Origin of the sequence: Viridibacillus arvi, from assembly GCF_001274945.1 — a bacterium.
Lineage (GTDB): Bacteria > Bacillota > Bacilli > Bacillales_A > Planococcaceae > Viridibacillus > Viridibacillus arvi.
Genome location: NZ_LILB01000001.1, coordinates 1,215,384 through 1,235,884 on the forward strand (window position 1 = coordinate 1,215,384; position 20,501 = coordinate 1,235,884).

At 34.9% G+C, this 20,501-nt stretch carries 16 protein-coding genes and 2 pseudogenes; 4 read left to right on the plus strand and 14 right to left on the minus strand.

Annotated elements, in window-relative coordinates; genetic code table 11:
- A pseudogene (locus AMD00_RS24115) lies at positions 1-1,959 on the minus strand (collagen-like protein); the annotation flags it as partial.
- Positions 1,960-2,332: 373 nt separating this feature from the next.
- On the minus strand, positions 2,333-3,409 hold the full coding sequence (locus tag AMD00_RS05725) for a glycosyltransferase (RefSeq protein ID WP_053416091.1): 1,077 nt from the start codon (positions 3,407-3,409) through the stop codon (positions 2,333-2,335).
- A 355-nt stretch (positions 3,410-3,764) separates the two neighbouring features.
- Here AMD00_RS05725 and AMD00_RS05730 point away from each other — a divergent pair, with 355 nt between their 5' ends.
- Positions 3,765-4,148: a MarR family winged helix-turn-helix transcriptional regulator gene (locus AMD00_RS05730; protein WP_053416092.1), complete on the plus strand. Its 384-nt coding sequence runs from the start codon at positions 3,765-3,767 to the stop codon at positions 4,146-4,148.
- Between the two features lie 87 nt (positions 4,149-4,235).
- Positions 4,236-5,594: an MATE family efflux transporter gene (locus tag AMD00_RS05735; protein ID WP_053416093.1), complete on the plus strand. Its 1,359-nt coding sequence runs from the start codon at positions 4,236-4,238 to the stop codon at positions 5,592-5,594.
- Between the two features lie 136 nt (positions 5,595-5,730).
- Here the strand turns inward: AMD00_RS05735 and AMD00_RS05740 are convergent, their stop codons facing one another.
- The 10 genes from AMD00_RS05740 to AMD00_RS05785 form a co-directional block, all read right to left on the minus strand.
- Entirely contained in the window at positions 5,731-6,153 is a 423-nt protein-coding gene (locus AMD00_RS05740) for an NUDIX hydrolase (protein ID WP_053416094.1), read from the minus strand.
- A 114-nt stretch (positions 6,154-6,267) separates the two neighbouring features.
- Positions 6,268-6,579 (minus strand): RNHCP domain-containing protein, encoded by a 312-nt coding sequence (locus tag AMD00_RS05745; RefSeq protein WP_053416095.1) that lies wholly within the window; start codon positions 6,577-6,579, stop codon positions 6,268-6,270.
- A gap of 521 nt (positions 6,580-7,100) precedes the next feature.
- Positions 7,101-7,391, minus strand: coding sequence for a hypothetical protein (locus AMD00_RS05750; protein WP_053416096.1), 291 nt, complete (start codon positions 7,389-7,391; stop codon positions 7,101-7,103).
- 59 nt (positions 7,392-7,450) lie between these two features.
- A complete protein-coding gene (locus AMD00_RS05755; RefSeq protein ID WP_053416097.1) occupies positions 7,451-8,530 on the minus strand; it encodes a LolA family protein in 1,080 nt (359 codons plus the stop codon).
- On the minus strand, positions 8,499-9,980 hold the full coding sequence (locus AMD00_RS05760) for a sensor histidine kinase (protein ID WP_053416098.1): 1,482 nt from the start codon (positions 9,978-9,980) through the stop codon (positions 8,499-8,501). The genes AMD00_RS05755 and AMD00_RS05760 overlap by 32 nt, the downstream gene beginning before the upstream one ends.
- A complete protein-coding gene (locus AMD00_RS05765; protein WP_053416099.1) occupies positions 9,977-10,678 on the minus strand; it encodes a response regulator transcription factor in 702 nt (233 codons plus the stop codon). Before AMD00_RS05765 ends, AMD00_RS05760 begins: the two co-directional genes overlap by 4 nt.
- Positions 10,679-11,021: 343 nt before the next feature.
- Complete coding sequence (locus tag AMD00_RS05770) at positions 11,022-11,600, minus strand: YitT family protein (RefSeq protein WP_053416100.1); 579 nt, start codon at positions 11,598-11,600, stop codon at positions 11,022-11,024.
- A 396-nt stretch (positions 11,601-11,996) separates the two neighbouring features.
- Positions 11,997-13,310, minus strand: a complete 1,314-nt coding sequence (locus AMD00_RS05775) for a hemolysin family protein (RefSeq protein ID WP_053416101.1) — start codon at positions 13,308-13,310, stop codon at positions 11,997-11,999.
- Between the two features lie 565 nt (positions 13,311-13,875).
- The gene (gene opuFB, locus AMD00_RS05780) at positions 13,876-15,390 is read right to left on the minus strand and encodes an osmoprotectant update ABC transporter permease/substrate-binding subunit OpuFB (protein WP_053416102.1); all 1,515 of its coding nucleotides are present in this window, start codon (positions 15,388-15,390) and stop codon (positions 13,876-13,878) included.
- Between the two features lie 4 nt (positions 15,391-15,394).
- Positions 15,395-16,348, minus strand: a complete 954-nt coding sequence (locus AMD00_RS05785; protein WP_053416103.1) for an ABC transporter ATP-binding protein — start codon at positions 16,346-16,348, stop codon at positions 15,395-15,397.
- An 870-nt stretch (positions 16,349-17,218) separates the two neighbouring features.
- Here AMD00_RS05785 and AMD00_RS22800 point away from each other — a divergent pair.
- Positions 17,219-17,426: pseudogene (locus AMD00_RS22800) on the plus strand (transposase); the annotation flags it as partial.
- A 131-nt stretch (positions 17,427-17,557) separates the two neighbouring features.
- Here the strand turns inward: AMD00_RS22800 and AMD00_RS05795 are convergent.
- Entirely contained in the window at positions 17,558-18,472 is a 915-nt protein-coding gene (locus AMD00_RS05795; protein WP_053416105.1) for a LysR family transcriptional regulator, read from the minus strand.
- A 116-nt stretch (positions 18,473-18,588) separates the two neighbouring features.
- Here AMD00_RS05795 and AMD00_RS05800 point away from each other — a divergent pair, with 116 nt between their 5' ends.
- Positions 18,589-19,134 carry a flavodoxin family protein gene (locus tag AMD00_RS05800; RefSeq protein ID WP_053416106.1) on the plus strand — a complete coding sequence of 182 codons (546 nt, stop codon included), beginning with the start codon at positions 18,589-18,591 and terminating at the stop codon, positions 19,132-19,134.
- Positions 19,135-19,366: 232 nt separating this feature from the next.
- On the opposite strand, the gene AMD00_RS05805 is transcribed toward AMD00_RS05800, so the two are convergent.
- On the minus strand, positions 19,367-20,353 hold the full coding sequence (locus tag AMD00_RS05805; RefSeq protein ID WP_053416107.1) for an ABC transporter substrate-binding protein: 987 nt from the start codon (positions 20,351-20,353) through the stop codon (positions 19,367-19,369).
- Between the last annotated feature and the right edge of the window lie 148 nt (positions 20,354-20,501).

Here is a 20,501-nt window from a genome sequence, read left to right on the forward strand (position 1 = left end):
AGTTGCTCCCGTTGCACCAGTTGCTCCTGTTGGTCCGGTTTCTCCAGTTGCTCCGATTTCTCCGGTTGTTCCTGTTGCTCCTGTTGGTCCTGTTGCTCCAGTCGCTCCCGTTGGTCCTGTTGGACCTGTTTCTCCAGTTGCTCCGGTTTCTCCGGTTACACCAGTTGTTCCCGTTGGTCCTGTTTCACCAGTTGCTCCGGTCGACCCAGTTGCTCCCGTTGAACCTGTTTCACCAGTTGCTCCTGTTGGTCCGGTTGCTCCGGTTTCTCCGGTTGACCCTGTTGCACCAGTTGATCCTGTTGCTCCTGTTGCTCCTGTTGCTCCCGTTGCTCCTGTTTCACCTGTTGCTCCGGTCGACCCAGTTGCTCCCGTTGGTCCTGTTGAACCTGTTTCTCCAGTTGCTCCCGTTGGTCCTGTTTCTCCAGTCGATCCCGTTGCTCCAGTCGATCCCGTTGGTCCTGTTTCTCCAGTTGCTCCCGTTACTCCTGTTATTCCAGTTGCTCCCGTTGCTCCTGTTTCTCCAGTCGATCCCGTTGCTCCAGTCGCTCCCGTTGGTCCTGTTTCTCCAGTTGCTCCCGTTGCTCCTGTTACTCCAGTTGCTCCCGTTGCTCCTGTTTCTCCAGTCGATCCCGTTGCTCCGGTTTCTCCAGTCGATCCCGTTGCTCCGGTTTCTCCAGTCGATCCCGTTGCTCCAGTCGCTCCCGTTGTTCCCCTTGGTCCTGTTGGACCTGTTTCACCAGTTGCTCCCGTTGAACCTGTTTCACCAGTCGCTCCTGTTGCTCCCGTTGGTCCTGTTTCTCCAGTCGATCCCGTTGCTCCAGTCGCTCCCGTTGTTCCCGTTGGTCCCGTTGCTCCAGTCGCTCCCGTTGTTCCCGTTGGTCCCGTTGCTCCAGTCGCTCCCGTTGTTCCTGTTGGTCCTGTTGGACCTGTTTCACCAGTTGCTCCTGTTTCTCCAGTCGATCCCGTTGCTCCTGTTTCTCCAGTCGATCCCGTTGCTCCTGTTTCTCCTGTTTCTCCAGTCGATCCCGTTGCTCCAGTCGATCCCGTTGGTCCTGTTGGACCTGTTTCACCTGTTGCTCCGGTCGACCCAGTTGCTCCCGTTGAACCTGTTTCACCAATTGCTCCCGTTGCACCAGTTGCTCCTGTTGGTCCGGTTTCTCCAGTTGCTCCGGTTTCTCCGGTTGACCCTGTTGCACCAGTTGCTCCAGTCGATCCCGTTGCTCCGGTTTCTCCGGTTACACCAGTTGTTCCCGTTGGTCCTGTTGGACCTGTTGCACCGGTTTCTCCGGTTGACCCTGTTGCACCAGTTGATCCTGTTGCTCCTGTTACTCCAGTTGCTCCTGTTACTCCAGTTGCTCCCGTTGGTCCTGTTGGACCTGTTTCTCCAGCTTCTCCGGTTTCTCCGGTTGACCCTGTTGCACCAGTTGATCCTGTTGATCCTGTTGAACCTGTTTCACCAGTTTCTCCAGTTGGACCTGTTGCTCCGGTTTCTCCGGTTTCTCCGGTTACACCAGTTGTTCCCATTGGTCCTGTTGGACCTGTTTCACCAGTTGCTCCGGTCGACCCAGTTGCTCCCGTTGAACCTGTTTCACCAGTCGCTCCTGTTGGTCCAGATGGTCCGGTTTCACCAGTTGCTCCGGTTGCTCCTGTTGGTCCAGTTGATCCGCTTGGTCCCGTTGTCCCGGTTGATCCTGTTTCCCCAGTTACTCCGGTTGACCCTGTTGGTCCGGTTGCTCCTGTTGCTCCAGTCACTCCGGTTGGTCCCGTTGATCCTGTAGGACCTGTTGCTCCTGTTGGTCCTGTTTTACCTCTATTATGACAATGATCTATTATATAAAGAGGTTCACATGGATCTATATAATCTAAATCTCTAATAACTGTTTTAGGACTTCTTTTTTTGGAGTTACAAGAACATTGATATTTATTACAAACAGCACACCTCGTTTTATTTGAATCCATTATTATCACCTCCCATCAAATACATACTATTCTCGTGAAATAGATTGATATTGGACAATTGTAATGTGACAGAAAAAAAATCGGATAATCATCTCATTCATGGTAGTCTGATAATTATGTATTTCTCTAGCATGCTATTAAACTGTAAAATGAAAATAGGTTATGCTTATATCTAAAATATTCCTGTAATACAATATAGGTATCAGAATTAAAAATTTCTTAATCTATTAAAATCCTCAAGTAAAATTATTAACATTTTTAGCAACAAAAAAAAAGATACGGCTGAAGAATACTCTCCAATCGTTCTTTTAAATAAATCCAGAAAAATGAATCAGCAAAGGCTTTTATCTGTATTTTTCACTTTCTAAAATATCTACTCTTCCAAATTCACATTGTCCTCAAAATACTTTTTATTATTAATAATGGTTTGATTAGTCGGATTATATTTAAGTGCCATTTCATTATGTTCATATGATTTTTTTAATTGATTTAATCGATGATAAAGAACACATAGCTGTAAATGAGGCAGCCAAGTAAAAAAGCTTTTATTTTGAAAACTAAGTTTTAATTCATTTTTGTATGAAATCGCTTTTTCATACCAATGGATAGCTTCTGTATTTTTATTTTGTTCCATAAAATGAAAGCCTATCCGACAACAAGCTTCAGGACGTGGCACATCATATTGAAGAGATCTCAATGATGACTTGAAAGCCATTTCTTTATCTTCCAGAAAACCATAACAATCCGCTAAGTTAAAACATGCACGGATATTGTCTTCAATCCATCCTAATTTTGATTCAAGAAAAGAATCATATTGAGTTATAGCTTCCTCATAACGTGCATGGTCTTTTAATTCATTTGCGAAGTAAAACGTGTCACGGGCTGAAAATGGTTGGTCATCCTTTAACATTTTTTCATAAATTTGGATATTTCGATTTCTATCGTGACTTAGTGGCATATGCGATACAGCTACTTCACTGTCGAATAAGTTACCTGAAACTGCTAGAAATTCATGGACAGATCCTACCCATTTAAAATCATTGTCTTTTTTCACTAAGCGATATCTTCTTAATGATGAAATAACTGTTCCTTCAGCATCATGTGATAAATTGTAAGTCATTGAAACAGCATCAATTGAAGGTTTTAAAGTTTCTTTTAATATTTTCAATTTCTCACGGTTTTCATCTGTAAAAATATCATCTGCATCGAGCCACAAAATATAATCTGAGGTCGCTTGCTGGAATGAATAATTTCTGGCAGCTGCAAAATCTTCAATCCATTCAAAATCAAAAATACGATCAGTATATTCTTTTACGATGTCCTTTGTTTTATCTTCTGAACCTGTATCTACAATATTAATCTCATCAACTATGTCTTTCACCGAAGTTAAACATCTGCCGATTACTTCTTCTTCATTTTTAACAATCATACATAAACTTATTGTTACCAAACAGATCCCTCCAATTTCATCCTATATGTATATGCTAAAGAGGTAGTAAAGGACATGAAAAAGTTCTATGTTGGGTAAAATTTTATTGGGTAAATCCAAAATTGTTACACCATTACATAATTATTTTTCCATTTATTAAGGCGAAGATGAATAATTAAATATAAAATCTATTTGTATTTTTCCCCATACACCCTACTTATTTTTAATCAATGAATTCCCTATATTCCCCCTTCATCATTAGTATTTGACACTGCAAATCATCTAATATATTATTAGTTAGAATTCTAATTAATTGGGGTGATTAATTATTAACGATGAAACACTTCAACATCAATTCCGTACAATTGGCCATAGATTGAAAACAATTGGAGATAAAAAACTAGAAACTTATAATTTAACAATTGAGCAAGCTCGTTTCATCGGTTATCTATTCCTTCATGAAGATGAGGGTATCTCACAAAAAGATATGGAACGTGCTTTCCAACGAAAAGGATCATCCATTAGTAGCATCGTACACAATCTAGAGAAAAAGGGATTTATCGAAAGAAAAGTAGATATGAAGGATGAACGTAGAAGAATCATTCATGTACTGCCTAAAGGTAAAAATCTAGTTGAAGATTTCAACAATTTTTTTAATGAAATGGAAACTACTATAGTAAACGGATTTAATGATAAAGAAAAAGATGCTTTATCAACCATGTTAAATAAAGTAATCAATAATCTTGATTATAAAAGCTGATTAATTTCAGTTTTTATAAATAATTAGTTAGATATCTAACTAATTAGGATTCAAACGAAATACTAATTTTGAACGAGGTGATTATAGATGGACAACGAAAACATCTATTATTTTGAAAAGGCTCCGATTCATAAAGCAGTTGCTCATTTCTCCGTACCTATGATGCTAGGTATGTCTTTAACTGTTGTGTATTCCATTCTAAATGCATATTTCATTGGCATGCTCAATAACTCAGAAATGCTTGCAGCGATAACATTAACGATACCAGTTTTCGCCATTCTCATGGCTTTTGGTAATCTAATTGGGGTTGGTGGAGCTACTTATATATCAAGACTTTTAGGGGAAAAAGATTATAAGCAGATTAAACATGTATCTTCATTTTCTTTTTATGGTTGTTTATTATTGGGGATTGTTATAATAAGCTTTTGTTTCCCTTTCGTTAACAAAATCATAACTGGGCTAGGAGCAAGTAGTCTTTCATTTGATTATACGAAGGATTATGTAACGGTCATGCTTATTGGATCGCCATTTATTATTTTGAATTTTGCTCTAGAACAATTAGTTAGAGCTGAAGGGGCAGCTAAAGTTTCAATGATTGGGATGCTTTTAAGTGTCGTAGTCAATATTATTCTTGATCCTATATTTATATTCCTGTTTGATTGGGGCGTAACAGGTGTTGCAACCGCAACGCTATTAGGAAACATCGCCGCTGTTCTCTTTTACGCATATTATATAGTGGAAAAGAGTGATTTTTTAACCCTCTCACTAAAGAATTTTAAAGCGAGTAAACTGATTATTAGTAACGTACTTAAAATTGGGATACCAGTATTTCTGTTAAGTGTGTTTATGGGCACAACAGCATTATTCTTTAATAATTTTGTAGCGATTTATGGAGATACTTCTGTAGCAGCTTATGGGATCTCATCACGCATTTTGCAACTCCCTGAGTTTGTGATAATGGGGTTATGTGAAGGAGTTGTTCCGCTTATAGCCTATTGTTTTACAGCTGATAAAGATAGGATGAAGGCTGTCATTAAATTTACTGGGATATTAGTTGCTACTTTGGCATTAACTTTTGCAGTAATTGTTCTGTTATTAAGTAACCATTTAATTGAACTATTCACTATTGATGAAAATATTATTTCAATAGGAAGCTATGTCATTAAAGTGACTTTCCTTTCTCTATTTGTTAGTGGCATAACTGTTTTAGTAACGGGGATTTTCCAAGCAACAGGTCAAGGAAAACCTGCATTAATCATGTCTCTTGTACAGGGATTAATCCTTATCCCAATTCTATTTTTAGCTAACGATTATGCTGAATTCCATGGAGTTATTTGGTCATTATTCATAGCAGACTTCATTAGTTGTATAGTGGGGGCTCTCATGTTATTTCTTCTTAGAAATAAATTGACTGTTTCACTAGATGAGATAACTAGTAATCCATGACTAATAGCATTATTTTAGAAATAAACAATGGATATTTATTAGAGCATGTTTTGATCATTTTTTTCAAAGCATGCTCTTTTTCTTTTATGAAAATAGTTTTTATCTCGTAAACTAAAAATGTGCAAAACAGTATTTATCAATGCCATTCTTTCAAGGAAAAAACATGATTTTTCTCAAAATCACTAATGATTTCTGGTGCTAATAATAACCTCGCTTCCTCTTTTGTTGACCAATGATAAGCAATATGTTCTTTAGACAAAACTATTTTTCCATCTACAGCTCTACATAAATAAGCCAAAATAACGACTTGTCTTGTTGCAAAGGCTTTAAAAGTAGTGGCATATAAAACATTCAAAACAGTGGCATCTATACCTACTTCCTCTTTTATTTCTCGTACTAATGCCGCTTCTAAAGCTTCGCCGAACTCTACTTCTCCCCCAACGCATTCCCAAGTTCCCCCACCGATCTCATCATCATGATCTCGTTGGACAATCAATAATTTTCCTTCAAATAAAATAATACCTTTAACAGCTACTTTAATTTCATTTGCATTTGTCATTTATATCACCCTTCTTAACAAATAAATAAAAGGATATCCTAGTTGGAATATCCTTTTATCTGCACAGTATTATTTATACTGATAAAAAAACTTACTTTGAACATAGTAAATTTATTAAACTACCGACTTCATAAAAGAAATAAGCTGATCTTCTTGAGTCGTATTTATTGCTACTTTATTTTTACCGACCTTGCCACATTGAAGACATTCATGAATCAGTTGGTACCCTTTCTTACTCGAGTATTCCATACCGATAGGAGCCATTAACCCCCTACATACGCTTGCACGGTCACCTGGCTTTTCATCCATATGCTTGGAATATAAGCAGTATGGACAATGATTGCGAAAGCTCCCGTTTGTTAATGGTTCAATTTGCGCGCCACATTGCTCACATTGAAATGCTGTATTTTCTGTTTTTCTGCTCACGTGCCATTCCTCCAAGATGTTATTTTCATCTATGGAGAAAGGGTTCCGTTCGTTTTTACTACAAAATGTAGCTTCAGGCTTTTGAAAAAATGGACCCATTCACCGTCTCGATTTACGAAGCGATTACTTCTAGTTCCTGCTTCACTTGAACTTTTTTCATCTCAAGATCCGGACCTCGATTGACTTTATGTATTGTATCAACCACTGTAGGACAGTCAACGCCATCCTCCACTAGAAGGTGTTCTTTTCAATCACTGACAAAGGCATCGTCCCCTAGAACGCACGCTCACTTTTATACATGTATTTCATAAAACCACTCCAACTCTAACTATGTTCAAAGTATTCAATTTAATTATAACAGGTTTATGTAAATTTTTACCTCCCTGATTTCAATTAGATCTTCTCAATTAAAAAGGAACCAAATTTGGTCCCTTAGCTGATATATGTAAATTACATTATTATGAATCATTTTATTTTCTTGCTCATGAAGGATCTATCAAACCTCTACAATACAAATAAAGTTATTGCCGCTCCAACCACTCACTTATCCTTTGCTTCTGAAAAAAGATATGTCCATTCATTTCAATAAAAGGAACCTCTGGATGTTCAGATATAAAATTGTTAGTCGCTTCTTTTGGTACATTTAAAAATACATGTAATTCCTTTGCAGCAACTAATTCAATTTCTTCTTCCTCATTCAGTATATCCAACAAACTCTTTGCATTTGGATTGCCGAAGTTTTTCAAACCATTCCCTATTAAATAACCGGCTACTAAAATACAGCAACCTAGCCAAATAAAATCATAACTCAACTTAAATTCCCCTTTAAAACCGTTAGCAACCTAAGCTGCTAACGGTTTAATAGATTTATCTATTTCACTAATTTCATACCATTAACCATTTTCAAGATTTCTTCCACTTTTAAATTTGGATCCGTTGGCATGATTGAGTAATTAAATCCTTTTTCTGACCAAGAAATGCTTCGGAAATTATTCATCTCCAAGACAGAGCCTTTTTGTCCGCGCACTTTTACTTGTTTCTCTCCTGGAATTGTTTCCGTTTTTTCGCCCATATCTTTTGGTGTTGGGAAAACTGAAAGCGTGAAGTAAACAACTCCATCTTTTTCATATTCAATAGCTAACTCCTTATGATCAACTACATCCATTACTTCAATTTTAACCATCTTTAATTTACTTTTTTCCGGAAAATAGAGAAATGCTTTTTTGAATACTGTAGGAAGTTCTTCAGATGTTATTTGTTCTGTTTTCATCGTATTATCAATTTTTTGTATTTTTGCATCCTTTGGTAAATCAAGTGTAAATGTGCTATCAGGTATTTTTGCATCGAAGTCGATTTTTGTGTACTCCATTTGGGTATCACCACCAACAGTTGAAATCTTGGTTTTTAGCACCATCCAGTTTTCTTTATCAACCCAAATTTCCATATCACCGAAAAGTGTTTTTTCTCCTTTTCCCTTAGCAGCTAGATGATATGTCTTGCGATCTAAGACTTTCTCTTCTCCTTTAAGTGAAATATCATGAGTACCTTTCACTGCTTTTAACAATAGCTCTGCTTGTTCCTTTGGAGAAGATTGAGATACATCTTTTAAATCGTCTGTTATCGGCATAACAATAGCTGTATTTTGAGCTTGATCATAACTTGTCATGTTTTCTCCGTCATTTACAGAAAGGGATTGTTGTTTACCTTTTTCATCACTTATTTCAATACGTCGTTTGCTATCTTCGCCAATCCATTCTTTAACATGCATTTTTTCATTTGAAATTGTCATGTCATATTCTCCGTAGTAAGGACCTACTGGTTTGGAATCCTTTAATGTGTTTTGAATTACTTGCTCCGGAGAATATTGACTGTCCTCTGTAGAGCAGCCAACTAATCCAATCGTTATGATACCTACTAAGCTAATCGTTTTTAAAATTGTTTTCATTTCCATCACCTATTCCTTCTATTGTTGGTAACTTGCATATGACACAAGTTCCTATTGTTTTATGGGACATCATTTGCACTTTGCCACCATGCTTTTCAATTATTTGTTTTGTAATACTAAGTCCAAGTCCTGTACCACTTACACCCTTTTTACTTCTCGCTATATCTGCTTGGAATAATGGTTCAAATACATGATTAAGAGCTTCTTTGTCAATTCCTTCACCACTATTTTGAACGATTAATAGTGGTCCATCTAACTTCAACTCTTGTGTAACATAAGGGAAAACCCAATTAGGTAAGTTCTCTGAAGATACTGCTGCTAGCCAAATAGCCCCTTCTTTTGGTGTATGTTGAATCGCATTACTCATTAAATTATCCGTTACACGCATAAGCTGCTTTGGATTAACGTTGAATATGCCTTCGATTTCACTTTGCACTTCTAATGTAATGTTTTTGTCATAGCATAACTGTTCATAATCAGATAATAGCATGTCAAAAAATTCACTGCCTTCTACTTGAACAAGATCCATCTCATATGTAGACGATTGTAATAAGGTATACATAAGTAAATCATCTAACATTTGCTGCATATAATTTGCTTTGTTTATGATGATTTCCCTGTATTCCTCACGCTCCTCATCTACTAAATTTCGTTCTGCTGACAATGACTCTGCATACGCTCGAATGGAAGTTAAAGGTGTTTTTAAATCGTGTGAAATAGTCGCAATCATAAATTCTTTTTCCTGCTGCTCTTTAGCAATTCTCTCTCTTGCTTCTTCAATTTGCTTACGCATACTGTAAAAACTCGACGTTAGCTCACCGATTTCATCGTTTGTGGTTTGCATATCTTCAACCTTTTCACTACTAGCGAATGCCGTCATTTGTTTCATCAAATGCGTTAGTCTTTTGTTTAACTTACGATTAACTAGAACCGAGACACTTATGAAAATAATACAGAAGATACCTATTAAAATAGCTATTACAGACCAGGTTCGAATATTAACACCATCAATCCACTCGTCTCTTGCTAAACTGACTTCAAAAAAACCTACTAATTCATTTCCTGAAAAAACAGGTTCCTTATACGAGTAATTACGATAGTTATTTTCAAATTGAAATAAGTTTTTATACAGTGATTCTTTAGACTCTATTACGCTCACTGAGTTCACAAGAGGGTCTGAATTATACAATGGAAGTCCATCATTACGATATAAAATAATAGCAGTTTGTGGATTCGATATTTCCTTAACTTGCGGTCTTTCGATTCCTTGTTTATATAATTTCGGATTTTTTAATACAGTTGATATTTGCTGAAGCTCCGTCCACTTTTCAAAATACTCTTCAACGTTGCGATCTTCATGATAAGCGTTAACCGATGCAAAAAGTGCATAAGCTGCAGCTAAAGGGAGAATCATGACGATAAAATAAGATAGCAATAACCAAGTTTTCAGCTTCATAGTGGTTCACCTATAAAACGGTATCCTTTTCCCCACACAGTTTGAATAAAATAGGGATTTTTTACAGGGTCTTTTAGCTTTTCACGCAGTCCTTTGACGTGCACGGTAACTGTTTGTAAACCATCTGCATCTACTTGTTGCCATATATGCTGATACAATTCACTTTTTGTGAAAACTCGTTGTGGATTTTGTACCATTACAGTGAGTAACGCGAACTCTTTTTGTGTTAAATGGATTTCCTCGTTATTGCGGTAAATTTTCTCGTTATTTAAATCGATTGTTAAACCATTTGCAAATGTTGTTTTAACATTAATTTCGGGAACTCCTTGATAGCGTCTCCACCGGCGAAGTTGGGATTCAACTCTTGCTTTTAACTCTGCTAAACTAAAAGGTTTCGCTAAATAATCATCTGCTCCCAAGTGTAGGCCTTCTACTTTATCCACATCTTCTTTACGCGCACTAATAATGATGATTGGAACATCGCTTTTCCAACGAATATTTTGACATAGTGTTAGTCCATCCATTTCTGGTAGCATTAGATCAACTAAAACAAGGTCATACGTGTTTCTCTGAAAATCTTCCCAGCCTTCTAACCCCGTCGTTGCCCAAGCAACACCATACCCTTCACGCAAAAATGTATCACGTACAACACGTGCAATTTCAATGTCATCTTCCACAAGTAATAACTGCCATTTCATAATGATTCCTCCTGAAAACAATGTATCATAGTCAAATCCCTTATTTTGAAACTTAATAAATTCTTTATAATTGCAAAAACACAACTATTTCCATTTTAAAGTGAATCATTCTATAATACAGTAGAAATCAAAATTTACTATATGAATATTTCACAAACAAAAAATCCATTTTGACTATTATAACAGTCAAAATGGATTTTATATTTTCGTTTATTATTAAAGTTATACCCTAAGCTTATAAACAATTATGTAAATCTCAGATTCATATTGTACGGAGTAAATATACAATGATTCCAATTCTAAGCAGGCCTGTCCAGAATTATTTTTTGTCATCCACTGCTACTCAAGTTTGTGCGAGATTTTTTGTAAAAAAACTTGTAGTCATCCCCACAACAAGTATCGTGATGATAGAAAGGAAAAAAGTATCATTAGATAATAATAGCCCCCCCATTAAAATAACAAAAGAATCAATGATGAATATTAGAATTCCAACATTTACTCCTGTTTTATCACTTAAAAACTGTGCTATTAAATCTGTACCACCAGTACTTGTTTTAAATCTTAACATTAAACCAATACCAAGACCTATCAAAACTCCACCTATTATCGAACTGTAAAGGGGATCAATATGTACAAGATAATCAAAGGGCTCTAAAATATCTATAAAAAAGGAGGAAATAAGGAGACCATGCAAACTATTATAGAAATAATCTCTATAGTAAATCCATGCAATAATAAATACAGGAATACTTAAAAGTATTATGATGAACCCAGTCTGTAGTCCCCATAAATAATATGATATTAAACCGATTCCAATAATTCCTCCATCTAATACCTCATACGGAGCTAAGAATAGATTAATTCCTAATGATACTAAAATACTCCCAACAACTATTACAATACTTTTTTTTATAAAATACATAGAATTCCCCCAAAAATTGAACATGTAAATACTTTATGCAAAAAACTAACTAAAAATGTGAATTTAGAGGTATAGTTAATTTTTTGTAAACATGATTATGACAATGATTAGGGTACATTACACTACTAATATTGTTGAAATTTCTATAATATCACCCATTTTTTCAACATTGCATTTGCAGTATTTGATTATTTAAAAATCAGGTTTTTTTGTCTTCATATTAAATTAAAAGGCTATCTTTAAATTTTTTTCTTTGTTCAAATATTCGGCTGCAAACAAAAAGAATCCATTTCGGCATAAACTTATGACCAAAATGGATTCTTTTTTAAATTGTTTTCAGTTTTTTAATGATTAATTGTTAAGAGCTGGATCAACAACTACCAATTATTAAATTCGTTAAGAAGTAACTTCACTCTGTAATTTTAGAGAAACTTGCAGAATTTGATGATTATCGCTTTGTACGATTTTCCATTGTTGATTGCCTTGATTAATTGGTTCTTGCTTACCGTCTGCTTGCAGCATTTCTACTTGTATCCATCCACCGATTGTATCAACATTATACGTATTTTCAAATTTGATATTAAATCGATCCTCTAATTCATCTAACTGGACACGTCCGTTAATTAGATATTCATTTTTACCATTTTCAATAATATCTGGAATTTCATCATCATCAAATTCATCGCGGATTTCACCGACGATTTCCTCTAGAATATCTTCCATTGAAATAATACCTGAAGTTCCGCCAAACTCATCAATAACTATTACTATATGAATTTGATCCTTCTTCATTTTCAATAGTACATCTTGTAATCGTGCTGTTTCAAGAATAAACGGTATTTTATGAATATGTTCTTCTAATGTTGTTACTTTACCAAGTGCATATTCTGTCACCATTTCTTTTGTATTTACAACACCAATAATTTTATCTTTATCCCCATTTTCTGTTATAGGGTATCTTGTAAAGTGATGTTCATCAATTATTTGTAGAATTTCGTCTTTTTCCATTACACTATCTAAAACAACCATCTGAGTACGTGGTATCATGATATCTTTTGCTACGCGCTCATCAAATGCAAAAATATTCTGCATGTATGTTAGTTCAGTTTGATTGATTTCTCCACTTTGGAAGCTCTGTGTCATAATAATCTGCAGTTCTTCTTCGGAATGGGCCTGTTCATGACTTGCAGGTTTAACTCCGAATAAGCGAAGTAAGGCACGAGATGTTCCATTCATGAACCAGATGAGTGGGAAGAATATTTTACCAAAAGCAACTAATGATGGTGCTAGCATCAACGTCAAACGTTCAGCATATTGAATCGCTAATGTTTTTGGAGCAAGCTCCCCTAATACAACATGAAGCAATGTCATGATCATTAGTGCAAGAGCGTAAGAAGCTACAGTTGACATAGCTGCTGGTATCCCTAAGTAATCAAAAACTGGATGCAGAAGTTTCTCTACTGTAGGCTCTCCGAGAGTACCCAATCCTAAAGCTGTTACTGTTATACCGAGCTGACAAGCCGATAAATAATAATCTAAATCTGAAACAACTTTTTTAGCAGCGACCGCTCTTTTATTTCCTTCTTCAATTAGCTGATCAATTCGTGACATTCGTACTTTAATAACAGCAAACTCTGATGCTACAAAGAAAGCCGTTAGTATGATTAAGATGGTAATAAATATTAAATTCGTAATGATTGTTATGTCCAATTATTTCCCTTTAAAAAGGGATTCACCTCCGTGATGATATATGACTAAGATAATTTTGAACAATGGACACTAACTAATAGTTAATACTGAGTAAAACTACATTTCTAATTTTGAATTGCCGTTTCAAGTATTAAGGCTACTTTATGCTTTTTTATATCACTTATTCTTTATATTATAGAGTATTGTTTTTCACCTAATAGTTTACATGTTTTTAAATGTATACTTAGAATATAGACAATATAAAGAAAGCGAGCGTCGTAATCCATCGTTTTCAGTGATAGTTTTTTTAGTTTAGCAACGTGGATAATTTTAAATATCGCCTTCCCAATAGTCTCACCTCTTTCAAAGTATGATTTATTCTATCACATTGGGGAATTATCTAACTATTAAAAAGCCTTTACTTTTTAAAATACTGTTTTATATTTTTCAAAGGATTGTAACATTTTTTAGTTTTGGATTAATCTACAGTATAAAAAATAACCGTTTGTAGTTTGAATACAAACGGTTATTTTTCTAAATTAAGAGAGCTACCTCTCATTTTATTGTGGAAAATTAATATCTCTACTTACAACATACCCGCTTTTTCTAAAAATTCACGTGCTACTTCGGATGCTTTTCTACCTTCCACATTTACTTGATAATTCATTTGACGCATTTCATCCTCAGTTATTTGATTGGCTAATTTATTTAATGCTTTTTCAATTTCAGGATGTTTTTTAACTGTTTCTTTTCTTAATAATGGTGCACCTTGGTAAGGAGGGAATAGATTCTTGTCGTCTTCTAAAACGACTAAATTGTATTGTCTTATATCACTGTCGGTTGAATAGGCATCTAGTAAATCTATATCTCCAGATTTTACAGCCTGATATCTCAGTTTCGGCTCCATTTTAGTAATATTAGAAAGAGAAAGATTATATAACTTTTGAATACCTCGATAACCATCTTCTCTATCATTAAACTCCATTGTAAACCCTGCCCTTATTTTTTCTTCAACAGCCTTTACATCTGAAATATTCTTCAAATCGTATGTTTTTGCTGCATCTTCCGAAACAGCCAATGCATAAGTATTGTTGTACTTCATAGGATTAAGCATTACCATGTCAAATTTCTTCAGCATTCCTTCTTGTGCTTGTTTATAGACATCATCTTGGTTGTTGTTTATCGCTTTCTCTTTTAAAAATTCAGAAATGGCTGTACCAGTAAATTCGGGATAAATGTCAACACTACCAGATTTCAATGCATTAAATACAAATGAAGTCTTGCCTAAGCCTGGCTTCAATTGAACATTCAAATCGGTCTCGTCTTCAATAAGTAATTTATACATATTAATAAGAATTTCAGGCTCTGATCCAAGTTTACCTGCAATAACTATCTCTTCTTTTTCGTTGATATTTATTAGAGGAAGAAAAATCATTAATAATGCAATAACACTTATAGTGCTTAGTGCTGTTACTGTTTTTTTAAAGGAAAGTGATTCAAGTTGTTTAAGTAAAAAGTCAAATGCTAACGCTAATAGTGCAGCTGGTGCGGCTCCTAAGATGATTAATGCAGTATTATTCCGATCGATGCCTAGTAGAATAATATCCCCTAGACCCCCTGCACCAATTAATGCCGCCAATGTAGCTGTACCTACTATTAAGACCATGGCTGTCCGGATCCCTGCCATAATAACAGGCATAGCGAGAGGCAGCTCCACCTTTACTAACCTCTTTCTAGTGTTCATCCCCATTGCCATTGCTGCTTCTTTTAACGATGCATCTACCTCATTTATTCCTGTGTATGTATTACGTAAAATTGGTAAAAGTGCATAAACAACTAATGCTATTATTGCTGGTATCTTACCTATACCAAACAGTGGAATTAACAAGCCTAGTAATGCCAAAGAAGGGATCGTTTGCAAAACAGCACTTATGCCAATGATACTTTCTGCTATTTTCTTCTTATTAGTTAAGTAAATGCCTAAAGGTATGGCAATTACAACCGCAAAAAAGAGTGCAATAAACGATATTTGAATATGTTCAAGTAAAGAGGCCAAAAGCTGTCCTTTACGTTCGTTAAAAACATCTACTAAATTTGTCATATCGTTAACCTCTTCCTAAAGAATCTTTTGCTAAGTATCTTATTATCGATTCTCTCGTTATAATACCTATAATTTCACTGTCCTGATCAACCGCTATGGCTTCATGATCTACCAAATTATTAAGAATTATTTGTAGTGGATCGTTTACTGAAACTCTGTGTAATACTTGCAAATAGACATTTTCTTTTGATATGGGTTGGATAATACTTTCTATATTGAAAGTATCTTTAAAATCTTGATTAAGGCCAATAAATTCTCTAACAAAATCATTGGCTGGATTTTGCATAATTTCTTGAGGTGTACCGAGCTGTACAATTTCTCCATCCTTCATCACACATATTCTGTCTCCTAGTTTTAGCGCCTCTTGCATATCGTGCGAAACAAAGACAATTGTTTTCTTAATTGTTCGTTGTAGATTGAGCAGGTCATCTTGTAACTTAGTACGACTAATCGGATCCAATGCACTAAATGGTTCATCCATAAGAATGATTTCAGGATCTGCTGCTAATGCACGTACAACTCCTACTCTTTGTTGTTCTCCTCCTGAAAGCTCTGCAGGTTTTCGCTGACTATACTTATCTGCTTCAAGGCCGACCATATTTAGTAACTCATGAACTCGTTGCTGAATATGTTCCTTACTCCATTTTTTCAGTTCTGGAACGATAGCAATATTCTCTTCAATCGTCATATGTGGAAAAAGTGCAATTTGCTGGAGAACATACCCGATATTCCAACGTAACTCATTTATGTCATAATCACTTATTCTTTTTCCTTCAATTTTTATAGTTCCTTCAGTCAAACGAATTAGTCGATTTATCATTTTTAGTAAAGTCGTTTTCCCACAGCCACTTGGGCCTATAATGACAAAAAATTCACCTTTCTTTATTTCCAAATTAAGATAGTTAACTGCTGGTTGATTATCATCATATCTTTTAGATACATTCTCAAATACGATCATTTCAGTACCTCCTTATAGTTCTGTAGTGCTCTCTAACTCGGACTAATTGATTCAAACTTTTTTACTTCTTCCTCAAACCATATTATTTAGCTTAGATGTAACTAACATGTTATATACTTACATTGACTGTATAAAATACCCAACATAAAAGTACTTTAAGTATACTAAAATATTTTGAAATTTATATCCTTAACTAATAATGTAAATTCGAAGTTATATGCATATATGAATACCTCATTTGTATCTTATTTAAACCTAAAAAAAATTCTATATAACCATTTCTCCATCAAATATTGATAACCTCTTATTTTATTTGATATTTTCCTTGCATTTCTTATTTTTTAGCGTATAATATATATTTAGGTGCCAAACCTACGTAATGATTGTTTTCGAACTTTCATTACAAACTAAGATTCCATAACGACTCGGATTGTCGGGAATCTTTTTCTTTTTTCTAGCAGGCAGATGAGCGCCTGCTTTTTTTATGCATTTTTTTAAATGAAAACTCTCTTCTAATTTCCATTTCTATTTAATATACATTAATAAAAACCCTTTAAAATAATATAGAGGCTGGGACAAAACAACTAACCTCAAAAATGAAGAGCCTCGAAAAGATTAGTAAAATCTTCGAGACTTTGTTTTTTAGTCTACTTCGTAGCCGTTGTTCTCCGCTACGGCAGACGCTTTCCGCGGGCACAGCTCCAGCCTTCTCCCTCGCTTCGCTTAGTCCGGGTGCTTCCGCTCGTGCTGTTCCCTCAGGAGTCGCCGCCTTCGCTCCGAACAACTAATGAACACTTCTATTTCAATTAAATCTATTCATAATTTCAGGCATAAAAAAAGACATCTTCTGATAAAATTTAAGTATCCCTACAAAAAGAATATGTAAAAGCCAAGCTTTCGAAGAAAAAACAGGTGCAATTTATCGTAAACGTAAAATTGACGTAGAACCAGTTTTTGGATTTCTGAAGGCTAATTTAGGTTTCATCCATTTTCTGTTAGTGGAAAATCGAAAGTTGAAAACGATATTGGTCTCGAATTAATGGCCGTAAACTTAAGAAAATATGCGGTACTAAGATAATCCTCCACCACATATTGTAGTAATCAAACGCAAAAATCGAGATTGCATCATGCATTCTCGATTTTTTATGTGAACTGAAACTATTTATGTCCCAGTCTCTTTTCAATTTCTTTATAGCCTCATTAACCTCTCTAATCAATTCTAGAACTTCCGTTAAATACTTTATACTGTTCACACGCAATCTGTATGAAACCTTCTAAATAAGAGAAAATATATTTATCCTTATGCCACGCAAGCTCAGTAAATACAGGTTCCATTGAAATAGTTGTTTCTAGTTCTTTTAGTAATCCATTTTCTAACTCTTTTTCAACTGTCATTTTCGGCAACAACGTCATACCTAATCCCGCAATCACACACTTCTTGATTGCTTCAATACTAGAAAACTCTATTATTTGTTCTGGGTAGATGCCTTCTATATGACATTGATATTCAAATTGATTTCGATAAGAGCAGCCTTCCTCAGTTAATAATATCGTTTCTTGTGCTACGTTCTGTATGGATAAAATCTCATTTTGAGTTAAATGGTGTGTTGGTGCTACTACAAATACTAAATCTTCTTCGATTAATTCCTTTTTACAAAGCATTGGTGTGTCCTTACGTGTATCTGTTATAAAAGCCAAATCGAGATCACCCGATTGCAATAAATCCTTGGCAATATCAATTGTATGAACTGGCTTAAAAACCATTTTCACCTTCGGATGTCTGCTTCTGAATAATTGTAAAATTTTAGGTAAACGATAGGTACATTGACTTTCTTGTGCCCCGATTGTTAAAGTCACCTTCACCTCATCTTGATTAGATAATGCCTCTCTCATGGTTTCATCAAGATCTACCATCTTTTGTGCATATTGTTTTAATTGCATACCAGCATCTGTTAAATAGATTCTTTTACCTAAACGCTCAAATAAAGGAACCCCTAATTCACCTTCTAAAGACTTAATATGAGCTGTAATAGAAGATTGTGCGTAATCCAAAATTTCCGCTGTTTGCGTAAAATTTAATGTTTTAGCAGCAGTTAAAAATGTATGTAAGTGCTTAATATCCATACTTCACACTCCTAAATCGGTTTTACCGATTAATTTAATCGAATTATTCATCTTTATTAATAATGAATTTAAGTTTAAGCTTTTTAAAGAAGAAAGTATAGAGAGGATTGACATATATGAAGATTACAACAATTATTGGTAGTTCTAGAGAAGATAGTAACAGTGAGATACTGGCCGATTTGGTGACGAAAGATTTAACTCATACTACAATTGATTTAAAAAACTTATCCATTCAACCTATTCATGATTTACGTCATACGGATGGAGGCTTTCAATTTGTAGACGATGATTATGACACAATCATAAATGCTTTCTTAGAAAGTGACCTGATTATCTTTTCAACTCCGATATATTGGTATACGATGTCAGGAATTATGAAAAACATGATTGATCGATTAAGTCACGCTATACGAGATGAACGTTTCCCACAATTTAAAGAAAAAATAAAATCTGTAGAGGCAATCGTAGTAGCAGTCGGTGGTGATGAACCGAAAATAAAAGGTCTACCCCTTATTCAGCAATTTAAATACACTTTTGATTTCTTAAATATGCGGTTCTCTTCTTATATTATAGGTGAAGGAAATAAACCAGGTGACATTTTGCAAGATCAGCAAGCAGTTGCTCAAGCTACCCTATTAAATAAACAGTTAAAAGAGTTATAAAAACCATCAGGAAGATCGTTCATTTTTGAACGATCTTTTTTAACCTAATGACTCATTGTATGTGTTTATTTTCATCCCTTCACCGCATTAGAATATCGTATTCCATTGCTTGATTATACTGTTTCAAGTAATTCAGTACCGTTTACAAAACCACAGATTTAACTAATAAATTATTTCCTGGAAAATAAAAACGTTTATTAGGATAGCCTAATAAACGTTTTTGCATGTCATTTTATTTAGAGAATACTTCTTCAATTTGGTCTAGCATTAGGTTAGCAGCTAATACGCCACCTGCTGTATTCCAAATTACATCGTCTACTTTATGAGCGTTACCATCTTTAACCGCAGATAGTTTTTTCCATAGCGGATCTTCTGTCCATTCAGTTTCAGTTGCTAATGCAGAGTCATCACCAGTTGGCATATATGTGAAGTAGAATAGTACGTCTCCGTCCATTTCAGGAATTGCTTCTTTACCTACTTCAATTGCTAAATTACCTAATTTATTGTCTGCTGTAAATAATTTTTCTTGTTCTTTTACTCGTTTAAAGCCTAATTCATTGAAGATTACACCTGAGAATGAATCAGTGTAGTAAATACGTGCTTTACCAGTCATGAAACGTACAAATGATACTTCTTGATTTGTTTTGTCGCCTAAAGTTGTTTTTAAAGTAGCAACTTTTTCTTCATATTTATTTAATATTTCTTTACCTTCAGCTTCTTTGTTCACTGCTTTTGCGTATAACGCAAAGTTGTCTTTCCAATCACCACGTAATGTTTCAGAGAAAACTGTTGGTGCAATTTTTGTTAATTTATCATAGACTTTTTCTTGTCTTAATTTATTACCGATGATTAAATCTGGTTTAAGTGCAGCGATTTTCTCGATATTCACTTCATGTTCAACACCGACAACTTCTGCATCTCCCATATCGTCTTTAATATGATCATACCAAGGATTTCCTACCCATGATTGTACTGCGCCTACTGGTTTAATACCTAGAGCAAGTAATGCTTCCGTTCCTTCGTTCGTTAATACAACAATACGTTTTGGTGTACCTTTAATTTCAGTAGTACCCATTGCATGCTCAACAGAATATGTTGTTTCTTTTTCTTTTGATGCATCATTTTGTTTATCATCTTCTTTCGTATTACCGCAAGCTGCTAATGCAAATACAGCGATAACTGCAAATAATGCGACGATTTTACGTAAAGTATTTTTCATCTCTTTAAATCCTCCAATGTATATGATAAAATATGAAAGCAATAATGATAATCATTTTCATTTAATGCAAGATTAATATTATTCTACGATAAAACATAAGTCAATAAATATTTTGAATTACCTAGCAAACGTAATTTTATTCTAATTT

Excerpts from the sequence above, each read along its gene's own strand:
- opuFB (WP_053416102.1), bottom strand. The coding sequence starts at position 15,390 with ATGACAAATTTAGTAGATGTTTTTAACGAACGTAAAGGACAGCTTTTG.
- AMD00_RS05755 (WP_053416097.1), bottom strand. The coding sequence starts at position 8,530 with ATGGAAATGAAAACAATTTTAAAAACGATTAGCTTAGTAGGTATCATA.
- AMD00_RS05795 (WP_053416105.1), bottom strand. The coding sequence starts at position 18,472 with ATGGATATTAAGCACTTACATACATTTTTAACTGCTGCTAAAACATTA.
- AMD00_RS05800 (WP_053416106.1), top strand. The coding sequence starts at position 18,589 with ATGAAGATTACAACAATTATTGGTAGTTCTAGAGAAGATAGTAACAGT.
- AMD00_RS05760 (WP_053416098.1), bottom strand. The coding sequence starts at position 9,980 with ATGAAGCTGAAAACTTGGTTATTGCTATCTTATTTTATCGTCATGATT.
- AMD00_RS05770 (WP_053416100.1), bottom strand. The coding sequence starts at position 11,600 with ATGTATTTTATAAAAAAAAGTATTGTAATAGTTGTTGGGAGTATTTTA.
- AMD00_RS05785 (WP_053416103.1), bottom strand. The coding sequence starts at position 16,348 with ATGATCGTATTTGAGAATGTATCTAAAAGATATGATGATAATCAACCA.
- AMD00_RS05765 (WP_053416099.1), bottom strand. The coding sequence starts at position 10,678 with ATGAAATGGCAGTTATTACTTGTGGAAGATGACATTGAAATTGCACGT.
- AMD00_RS05805 (WP_053416107.1), bottom strand. The coding sequence starts at position 20,353 with ATGAAAAATACTTTACGTAAAATCGTCGCATTATTTGCAGTTATCGCT.
- AMD00_RS05740 (WP_053416094.1), bottom strand. The coding sequence starts at position 6,153 with ATGACAAATGCAAATGAAATTAAAGTAGCTGTTAAAGGTATTATTTTA.
- AMD00_RS05735 (WP_053416093.1), top strand. The coding sequence starts at position 4,236 with ATGGACAACGAAAACATCTATTATTTTGAAAAGGCTCCGATTCATAAA.